Genomic DNA, 9278 nt, shown 5'->3' with positions numbered 1-9278 from the left:
ATTCCAAGTACCGTTGTAATTCATAATTTGAGCACTGAAAGTTGGACTATTGATTCTTATTTTTCCATCTTTAAACAAAAAAGACAAGGTATAATCGACATCATAGTAAGCAATACCTGATGTTTTAAGTCCTCTTTGTTGGTAAGCTGCTAAAGTTATCGCCTGCCCGGGAACCAAAGTCAGGCCTTCTTTGGGATTGGAATACAAGCTATTGATCGACTTTAATACATTATCGTAAAGTTCTTGCTGTTTAACGCCAGGAACTTCCACTACGGTATAATCTAGATTCTCTTTAGAAACGAAACCTGTTGGAGCTAGGGTGAAATATTGTGGAAACGCCAAATTTGTGAACAGAAGCAAAAATATTCCGGTAATGATATAATTTTTCATATTAAATTGTTTTAAAGAGAATTAACTTAGCCAATTTTACAAAATAATTCTTTAGTCGCATCAATGTTTCTGCAATGTACTTCATTGTAAAAGAAAATCCAATTGAAAAGTGCATACAGAGGATGTCGAACCATTTTATAACTATACCACTGAGGAAATTGTTTGCAAATCAATGTATATATTTGAATACTAAAAAGATTTAAAGATGATAAAATCAATGCGAACACCAACTATTACCATTGGAATTATAATAATTATTTTAAATTTATTTGGCTGTTCTGGACATACTAAGCAAAATAATAATAATAAGCCATCAATTCAGAATCCATTAACCGAGCAGATTATTGATACGACTTCGGATGACATGTTATTGGAAGTCGTTTATGATAACCTCTTTCGTAAGTTATCGCCGGCATATGACAAAGAATATGAAATCGTCTTGTCCTGGAACAAATCCAGACAAGCAATTTATATGATCAGCCAATTAGAAGGAGAAGTAAATAATGGTGGTTATAACCAGTTTTATTTTAATTCAAGCGGTCAATTTGCTGCTGCGTTGCCAGAAGCGCTGAAATTAGTTGGCGCTACTCAATTTGCTGATCTGACCGAGCGGGCAAACAGCACATTTGAAAAGGAGAAATCGAAAATAACCGAAGATCAGGATGGTACGGTAGAAGGTTTTAGTAAATCTTATGAAAACAATCCGCTAAACAAATTTGACGAGGAGTTCTACAAACTTAATGACGCTAAAAACTTGCAAAAAATTCTGGTTGACTACATCCGAAAGAACAAGAAAGAGTTTACTGATTAGCATGTATTTACATATAGCCAAAAGTAAAATTAAAATTAGAGAATTTGGACCTCGATAGTTTATATGTTGAACGATGCCCTTATCACCGTATTGATTAATGACATTTTCCAGTTGATGATAAAAATGTCACAATGGAAAGAAAATTTTAGATAATTTTTTTACTGACATGCATTTCAGTAATTTTGAATTTATAACATAAACTTTAAGTAAGAATGGAAAAGTATAATTACGGGGTCATTGGTCTGGGTGTAATGGGAAGAAATCTGCTTTACAACATTGCCGATAATGGTTTTTCTGTCGTAGGATTCGATTTAGATGAAGAAAAGGTAATCGAACTTCGTAAAGGAGTGGCTTCAGGTACACAGGTTGTTGGAACTGTTTCACTAGAGGAATTTGTATTGAATTTAGAAAGTCCGCGAAAAGTTATTTTGATGGTACCAGCAGGGAAACCGGTTGATGCTGTTCTTGAAAGCATAACCCCGCTGCTGAGTCCAAAAGATATTGTCGTTGATGCGGGAAATTCTTATTTCAAAGATACCGAGAGACGTATAGCCGATTTAGCTTCTAAAAACCTTCATTTTATGGGAATGGGAGTTTCTGGAGGAGAGCAGGGCGCCAGGAGAGGACCGAGTATTATGCCAGGGGGAGATTTGGAAGTTTTCAATTTGGTGAAGCCTATGCTGGAAGTTATTTCAGCAAAAGTAAAGGGGGAGCCCTGCACCGCTTATATGGGGAAAGGAGCTGCTGGGAATTATGTTAAAATTGTTCACAACGGTATTGAATATGCCATCATGCAATTAATCAGTGAAGCATATGATTTACTGAGAAAAGGAGCTAATCTTACGAATGAACAATTGTATGAAGTTTTCAAAAGATGGAATGAAGGCGAGATGAATTCTTTCCTTATTGAAATAACAAGAGATATCTTCCAGCAAAAAGATGATGTAACAGACGGTTTTCTTGTCGACAAGATTTTAGATAAAGCAGGAGCAAAAGGAACCGGAAAATGGACCTCCCAGGAGGCTATGGAAATTGGGGTTTCTATTCCAACCATCGATATTGCCGTAACATCAAGAATTTTATCCGCTTACAAAGATGAGCGAGCAAAAGCTTCTCAATTATATGCTAAAGAAGAAGTAAAAACTCCAGAAAATACAGAATTGTTTATCAAAGAGGTGGGGGATGCTTTGTATTTATCTACTTTAATCAGTTATGCTCAAGGTTTGTCATTATTGGTAAAAGCGTCTGAGGAATATCAGTTTGAAATTCCGTTAAAAGATGTTGTTAAAATCTGGAGAGGTGGGTGTATCATCCGTTCGGTTTTATTGGAGAAATTTTATCTGGCTTATTCAAAGTACGAGAACTTATCTAATATTTTATTGGATCAGGAAATTTCAGAAATTGTAAAAGATAAAATTCCGTCATTAAGAAAAACAGCTGCTTTTGCTGTATCAAACGGAATTCCAAGTTTAGGAATTCAGTCGGCTCTAGGGTATTTCGAAGCTTACACCACAGCATCTTTACCTGTAAACCTGCTTCAGGCTCAGCGTGATTATTTTGGTGCGCACACTTACCAAAGAACGGACAGAGAAGGAGTCTTTCATACTTCATGGCAAACCCCAAATAACTAGATCCTAACAATGAGTGACAATACAATCCTGCATCCAACAACGATTGTTATTTTTGGTGCAACAGGGGATTTGGCAAAAAGAAAGCTTTTTCCTGCCTTCTACAATTTATACATCGATGGCAGAATGCCCAAAGGTTTTAATATTCTAGCTTTAGGAAGAGCCGAAAATACGGATGAAAAATTCAGCGCTTATATTAAAGAAAATCTGGAGAGTTTTTCCAGGAAGACCGTAACCAAGGAAGATTGGGCTGGTTTTCAGGCTCACATCAGCTATTTTCAGCATCAGCTTGATGAAGAAAGCTCTTATCAGAATTTATATCAGAAACTGGAGAATTTTGATAAGGTGTACGGAATGAGAGGAAACAGACTTTTCTATTTGTCGATTGCACCAAACTTTGTATCGGTAATTTCAAATCATCTTAAAAATACATCAATAGCATCTGATCCTGCAACAGATCGAATTATTATCGAAAAACCTTTTGGTCACAATAAAGAATCTGCCATTGAGCTAAATAATCTTCTTTCACAAACTTTCCAGGAAGAACAGATTTATCGTATTGATCATTATTTAGGTAAAGAAACAGTACAGAATATTTTGGCATTCAGGTTCGGAAATTCAATTTTTGAACCTCTTTGGAACCACAGACATATAGAATCGGTGCAGATCACGGTTGCCGAAGAAGTAGGAGTGGAAACAAGAGCCAGTTTTTATGAGCAGACAGGAGCTTTGCGCGATATGATTCAGAACCATCTTTTGCAAATTCTTTGTATGGTTGCTATGGAACCTCCGGCTTCACTTGGATCGGGTGAGATCAGGGACCGTAAAGTTGATGTTTTAAAATCCATCCGTAGGATTTCTCCTGAAAAAGTAGATCATTATGCGGTAAGAGGACAGTACGGACGAGGCAAAGTAAATGGGCTAAAAGTAAATGGCTATCGCCAGGAGGAGGGAATTGCTCCTGATTCCAATACCGAAACATTTGTCGCTATCAAGTTTTATCTGGATAATGAAAGATGGGAAGATGTTCCTTTTTATGTTCGTACCGGGAAGAAGATGAAAGAAAAGCATTCTTATATAACGATTCAGTTTAAGCCACTTCCCAATTCTATGTTTTCAGAAAGCACCTCGCTTCTGTCGGCTAACCGATTGATTATTAATATCCAGCCACAAATGGACATCAGATTGCAGTTTATGTCTAAAAAACCAGGCTTGTCCTTAGCGCTTAAACCTGTGGAAATGATTTTCGATAATTTTGCCTGTCAGACCGATACTCCCGAAGCTTATGAAACTCTTTTATTGGAAGCACTTGTCGGAGACCTTACACTGTTTATGCGCTCCGATCAGGTAGAAGAAGCTTGGGATGTGATAAAAACAATTCAGGAAACCTGGGAAAAAACCAAAGACCCCTCTTTCCCAAATTATGCTTCAGGAAACTGGGGACCTGATGACAGTGATGCACTGGTAGAGCGGCAGGGACATCAGTGGGTTTAAAATCTAATTAAAAGAAAATGAATATTACGATATTTGATAATCTGGATGCTTTATATAAAGAAGCAGCAGATACATTTGTTGAGCTTTCGAAAAAAGCAATCCAGAAGCATGATAAATTTGTGGTTGCGTTAAGTGGTGGCTCTTCACCGAAAGCTATTTTTAGTTTATTAGCTTCTCCTGAATATGCCGATAAAATAATTTGGGAGAAAATCCATTTTTTTTGGGTAGATGAAAGATGGGTTTCTCTTGAAGATGAGAAAAGTAATTTTAAGATGACTTTGGAAGTACTTTTGAATAAAGTTCCAGTCAATAAAAATCAGATTTTCCCCATGTATAAAGAGGGAATTGAGCCTGAAAATTACGCTAAAGAATACGAAGCGCAAATTAGAAATGTTTTGGGAGCTGACGGTGTTTTTGATTTCATCCTTTTAGGAATGGGCGATGATGGCCACACAGCTTCTCTGTTTCCAGGTGAAAAGATTTTACAGGAAAAGGAAAAATGGGTTGATGCCTACTATCTAAAGCCGCAGGAAATGTTTAGGATTACGTTGACTGAACCTATCATCAATAAAGCTGAAAATATTCTGATTGTTACATTCGGTAAATCCAAGAAAAACGCTTTGAACGAGGTTCTTAATGGTGTATATAATCCTGAACTATATCCGCTACAGTTAATTGAAAAGAAAGCAGGAGTACAGCTTTTTACTGATAAAGAAGCTGGAATTTAATTTAATTGTCTTTTCGGGGTAAGCAATATTAACCTCCATTTCGAAATTGAGATTATTAAAAAGACCTTTCCGCAATAGCGGAAAGGTCTTTTTGATTCCTCTTATCATGCGATGGAAGGAATTATATTAATCCTAAAAATACTCAGATTTTAGCTGAGTATAAGATGATTTTTCTGGAGCAGTCTACAGGACTTTTCCCTCAGCAATTGGGACGTGAGGTGAAACAAAAAAATCACAGCAGGTTTTAGTGAATTTCCGAAGATTGACGGGAAATGACTTAAAACTATTTATTTTCTTTGATAGATTCATCTATAAGTTTCATTTGATGATCGACAGTTTTAGTTACCTCTTCTTTCTTCACGACTAAGGTTTTTTTTCTAGACCCGGAGGAAGAGAAATCTTGCCGTTAAATTCAGGAAGAAACAAATTGATCTTTTCCTGATCCATCTTATTGAAATTAATAAAAGTCCATTTTTTGGTTTCGTCCTCTTTTAAATCTAATAAGTAAGCTGAAGTAATAGCCATTTTGCCTTTTTCAGGCATAGACATTACCAATACCTGAGGAATAAAGCAGTAGGCTATCCCATCAATTTTTGAGACATCTATATCGACATAATTGATCGTGGAATCAATTTTAACCCCATATTTTATAAGAGAAGAATAGAGTTCCTTGGTCAGTTTTGTTGCCTGATCTATCCCGCCCATGCTTTCAATTATGCGGGGCGATATTTGACTTATAATACCTTCGATATCTCCAGAAATAGATGCTTTTGTCATGATAGACAGTGCTTCCCTGAGCTGAGGATCTTTTTGCGCGAAGCTTGTATGATGAAAAATAGTTAATAGCGTAATTAACCTAAATACCCTTTTTCGCTGGATGTATTTAAACCGGTTGAACCAATTGTTACTTTGCATAATGGAAAGAGGTTAATTTCCGTTGAATGTACGGGTTTTTATTTATAAATCAAATTAGATAAGTGTCTCCGTATGAAGTATATTTTATTAATCTCTATCAACGCCAAAGCACAGGAGATAGAGATTTTAATTTGACTAGATCGTATCGGGAAGCATTTTTCAGGGACACCGATGGAATCTATTCAATTTCGAATATAGCCTGTATTTCGACTGAAGTATTTCCTGGGAGTGACGAGGCTCCCACCGTTGCCCTGGCGTGTTTTCCTTTTTCACCAAATACTTCTACAACCAAATCTGATGCAGCGTTCATGAGGTCAGCATGTTTGGTATAGTCATCAGTTACATTAAAGTACCCAGTTAACTGAACACATTTTTTTATGCGGTTAAGATCGCCTCCCACAGCATTTTTTAATACTCCCAAAACATTGAGCATTGTGGTACGTGTCGCTTCCTTAACCTGCCTTTCATCCACGTCTTTACCGAGTTTACCGGGGTATTGTAATTTACCATCCTTTAATGCATATTGATTGATAAATACCAGGTTTCCGGTACGTACAAATGGCTGATAATTTCCGGCAGGTTTTGGAACATCAGGCAGGATAATATTTTTATTGTTCAGTTCCTGATTTATATCATTATTGTTTTTTTGTTCAATAGGAGCGGATTCTTTGTGAAATGTTCCTTGTAAGGCCTTTGCAACCTTCCCGAAGTTTTCCCCCTGATCTTCGGCAAGAAGGCGTTCATCGGAGCTTGGACGTGGCACATTTTTTATACCTACCAAGCTCGTGGTTCCTAAAACAGAATTGCCCTGAGCAATTGATCTGTCAATTTTGTCATTTGAGCGTATGCCATTTGAAACAAGTATCATTCCATGAACCGCAAGGGCGTTCCAAAACGACTGTAAGGCAAGTTCATGTCCTGCTCCGGTACCCGCAGACATAAATACGCTGGCAGGCATTCCTTCAAGTGCGTTTTTCGCCCATAGATCTGTTGTTTTGGAGAAAAATTCGCTCATGCCGGTACTAATATTTCCAAAATATACCGGAGAGCCAAACGCGATACCATCATATGATGAAAGTTCCTCCATACTAGCAACTGGGATGGTTTTCAAAATTGGATGGTCCGAATTCTTTACTTGTTTGATTACTGATCGAACATTTGAGTTTTTTTCTAAGCCTTTAGCAAATTCTTTTGCTAATTCTAAAGTCCCACCGTTATCGGAGTAAATAAGGACCAAGACATTTACATCTTTCTTTTGTGCCATGGATTGAGTTGATAAAGTAATCATCATAACCATTAAAAGCAGTAATAACTTTATAAAGTTTTTCATTTCTAAGTATTTGGTCAAAATTAATCAAAGTACTTTTTTTAACTTTGCCAAAAAGTGTATGCAAAACGACATGGTTAAATGTGGATTAACTGAGGTTGAGCCAGGATGCTATACGGATCGAAGTGAAAAAAAATCCTTTGTATGGTATGAAAGAAATTATCAGCATGATAACTATGAGCATTCTCACAGTCATTATCAACTTACCTATGTTGAAGACGGTTATCAGTATTTCCATATTGAAAACAGTATTTATCTCGTTCCGCAAAATAGCCTGATCTGGATTCCTTCGGGTGAGAAACACTGTATCTCTTCTGATTCGAAAACGGTTAATTTAATGGTCCTATTTTTTAACGATTTGCAAGCCGAAGAATTTCATAAGGAGGTTCATGTTTTTTCTTGTCCAGTGGTATTAAGAGAAATGCTCATTTACGCAAAAAAATGGAACAGGCTTAATGGTATAGATAAAGAAGAATTAAGTTTCCTAAATACGATTATCAATAGCCTTCCTAGTTTCTGTAATGAAAGTACTTCACTACAGATCCCTGTTCCAACCGATAAACGCCTTTCCAAGGTCTGTAATGAAATTAATGTAAATTATGCTTCTGGGGTTGACCTCATGGAATTGGCTTCTGTAGCATCGTTGTCAGTAAGACAGATGCAACGGATATTTAAGCAAGAGACAGGACTAACTATTTTAAAGTACCAACAGTTGCTACGAATAGTTAAAAGCATTGAGTTACTCGACAGCGGCCAGTTTACACAGAAACAGATTGCCACAATGGTTGGATACAAAAGTCTTCATGCTTTCACAAGCTCTTTTAAATTACTGATGAAAAAGAGGCCTGCAGTGAATAAGCACAAGGCCAATTTGGATATAGGATGATAATTCCCTTTGAGCAGATGCAGATATACTTTTTTCGTGCATTCATATTTTCCAGCGAAACGGAGGTTTCGTATTGCTTGATCTCCGGAGCTTATTATGAATTTCACTTCAGCCCAGATATATCGTAGGATTTAAATGCATTTTGGGGAAATTTAAATATGTTGAAAATATGTTATCAATATTTTTTTTAATTTGTTGCGAATTATAATCCGATAATAGTTGACAAGGACGGCTCTTTAAATGTCCGAGAATAACCTTGACCTGTTTCCTATTCAATGAGGCTGGCCGCAATTTCTTGTTTTGAAGGTTCTCGAACAATGGTTATTTTATTGTTTTTGAGGGATATATATCCGCACTCATTAAATTTAGTTAACCATCCCATCATTGGCCAAACTCTCCATTTTAGGAAAAATTGATTAGCGTTGATGACAATTGGTTTGAAGTGGTTTAAAGGGGGATTATAACTTGGATGATATTGGTGGTAGGCCAATGCGTCGATCGTGATATGAGCAACCCCATTATTCCTCGCACTGAAACCAAAATCGGTATCTTCAGCTCCATATCCAATATAATTTTGATCAAATCCTCCAATTTTATGGAAAGTCTCTTTGGTACACGCAAAATTGAGGGACCAAAAAAGTTCATAACTAAATTGATTTACATCTTTCCTGACAGGATCCGGCCTGCTGTTTTGCATCAACTGCGACATCCATCCAAGTTTATCTGCAAAGCCTTTTTTTAAATACCTTACTCGGCCGCTTATTAAGATATTTTTTGTTGAATAGGGCAGATACTGTTCTATTAAATCATCTGCCGGAATACAATCTACGTCTAAAAAGATATTAAATAAAGAACTCGAACTTTTTATAGCCGTATTTCTTGCTTTGGCCAAATTTAATTCACCTGCTGTATCTATTTCCAAGGACTTTATCTTAAAGGGATATTCGTCTTTGAGTGGGTAGGCACGTTCATTGATATAGACAATGATCAGCTCTATGGGTAGAATAGAATTTTTTGCGAGCCCATTCATCAGGTTTATTAGCGCGTCATGGCGTTTATGTACGATCGTCAATACAGAAATGGAAGCGGTAGAGTACAT

General features: G+C 36.7%; 9 protein-coding genes. 5 read left to right on the top strand and 4 right to left on the bottom strand.

Annotation, left to right across the window (positions count from 1 at the left end):
• Positions 1-390: DUF4468 domain-containing protein (locus BGP15_RS00150; protein WP_286768364.1), on the bottom strand; the 390-nt coding region annotated here is incomplete at its 3' end.
• 205 nt (positions 391-595) lie between these two features.
• Between BGP15_RS00150 and BGP15_RS00145 the strand changes: the two genes are divergently transcribed.
• The 4 genes from BGP15_RS00145 to pgl all read left to right on the top strand — a co-directional run bounded on the left by BGP15_RS00145 (position 596) and on the right by pgl (position 5051).
• Entirely contained in the window at positions 596-1201 is a 606-nt protein-coding gene (locus BGP15_RS00145) for a DMP19 family protein (protein ID WP_286768363.1), read from the top strand.
• Between the two features lie 212 nt (positions 1202-1413).
• Positions 1414-2832 carry an NADP-dependent phosphogluconate dehydrogenase gene (gene gnd, locus BGP15_RS00140; RefSeq protein WP_286768362.1) on the top strand — a complete coding sequence of 473 codons (1419 nt, stop codon included), beginning with the start codon at positions 1414-1416 and terminating at the stop codon, positions 2830-2832.
• A 9-nt stretch (positions 2833-2841) separates the two neighbouring features.
• Positions 2842-4323 carry a glucose-6-phosphate dehydrogenase gene (gene zwf, locus BGP15_RS00135; protein ID WP_070566428.1) on the top strand — a complete coding sequence of 494 codons (1482 nt, stop codon included), beginning with the start codon at positions 2842-2844 and terminating at the stop codon, positions 4321-4323.
• 17 nt (positions 4324-4340) lie between these two features.
• Positions 4341-5051, top strand: coding sequence for a 6-phosphogluconolactonase (gene pgl, locus BGP15_RS00130; protein ID WP_286768361.1), 711 nt, complete (start codon positions 4341-4343; stop codon positions 5049-5051).
• A gap of 363 nt (positions 5052-5414) precedes the next feature.
• Here pgl and BGP15_RS00125 read toward each other — a convergent pair whose 3' ends face one another.
• Both BGP15_RS00125 and BGP15_RS00120 read right to left on the bottom strand, forming a co-directional pair.
• Positions 5415-5966 carry a hypothetical protein gene (locus BGP15_RS00125; protein ID WP_286768360.1) on the bottom strand — a complete coding sequence of 184 codons (552 nt, stop codon included), beginning with the start codon at positions 5964-5966 and terminating at the stop codon, positions 5415-5417.
• 178 nt (positions 5967-6144) lie between these two features.
• Positions 6145-7296 (bottom strand): Atu1372/SO_1960 family protein, encoded by a 1152-nt coding sequence (locus BGP15_RS00120; protein WP_286768359.1) that lies wholly within the window; start codon positions 7294-7296, stop codon positions 6145-6147.
• 58 nt (positions 7297-7354) lie between these two features.
• Here BGP15_RS00120 and BGP15_RS00115 point away from each other — a divergent pair, with 58 nt between their 5' ends.
• Positions 7355-8179: an AraC family transcriptional regulator gene (locus BGP15_RS00115; RefSeq protein ID WP_286768358.1), complete on the top strand. Its 825-nt coding sequence runs from the start codon at positions 7355-7357 to the stop codon at positions 8177-8179.
• Positions 8180-8447: 268 nt separating this feature from the next.
• Here BGP15_RS00115 and BGP15_RS00110 read toward each other — a convergent pair whose 3' ends face one another.
• Positions 8448-9278 (bottom strand): glycosyltransferase family 2 protein, encoded by an 831-nt coding sequence (locus BGP15_RS00110; protein WP_286768357.1) that lies wholly within the window; start codon positions 9276-9278, stop codon positions 8448-8450.

It is taken from the genome of Sphingobacterium sp. 40-24 (assembly GCF_001899705.1).
Classification (GTDB): domain Bacteria; phylum Bacteroidota; class Bacteroidia; order Sphingobacteriales; family Sphingobacteriaceae; genus Sphingobacterium; species Sphingobacterium multivorum.
Note: the sequence above shows the minus strand (reverse complement) of the source record. Positions and strands in the feature narration are given on the sequence as shown.

Excerpts from the sequence above, each read along its gene's own strand:
- BGP15_RS00145 (WP_286768363.1), top strand. The coding sequence starts at position 596 with ATGATAAAATCAATGCGAACACCAACTATTACCATTGGAATTATAATA.
- gnd (WP_286768362.1), top strand. The coding sequence starts at position 1,414 with ATGGAAAAGTATAATTACGGGGTCATTGGTCTGGGTGTAATGGGAAGA.
- BGP15_RS00115 (WP_286768358.1), top strand. The coding sequence starts at position 7,355 with ATGCAAAACGACATGGTTAAATGTGGATTAACTGAGGTTGAGCCAGGA.
- BGP15_RS00120 (WP_286768359.1), bottom strand. The coding sequence starts at position 7,296 with ATGAAAAACTTTATAAAGTTATTACTGCTTTTAATGGTTATGATGATT.
- BGP15_RS00110 (WP_286768357.1), bottom strand. The coding sequence starts at position 9,278 with ATGTACTCTACCGCTTCCATTTCTGTATTGACGATCGTACATAAACGC.
- BGP15_RS00125 (WP_286768360.1), bottom strand. The coding sequence starts at position 5,966 with ATGCAAAGTAACAATTGGTTCAACCGGTTTAAATACATCCAGCGAAAA.
- pgl (WP_286768361.1), top strand. The coding sequence starts at position 4,341 with ATGAATATTACGATATTTGATAATCTGGATGCTTTATATAAAGAAGCA.
- zwf (WP_070566428.1), top strand. The coding sequence starts at position 2,842 with ATGAGTGACAATACAATCCTGCATCCAACAACGATTGTTATTTTTGGT.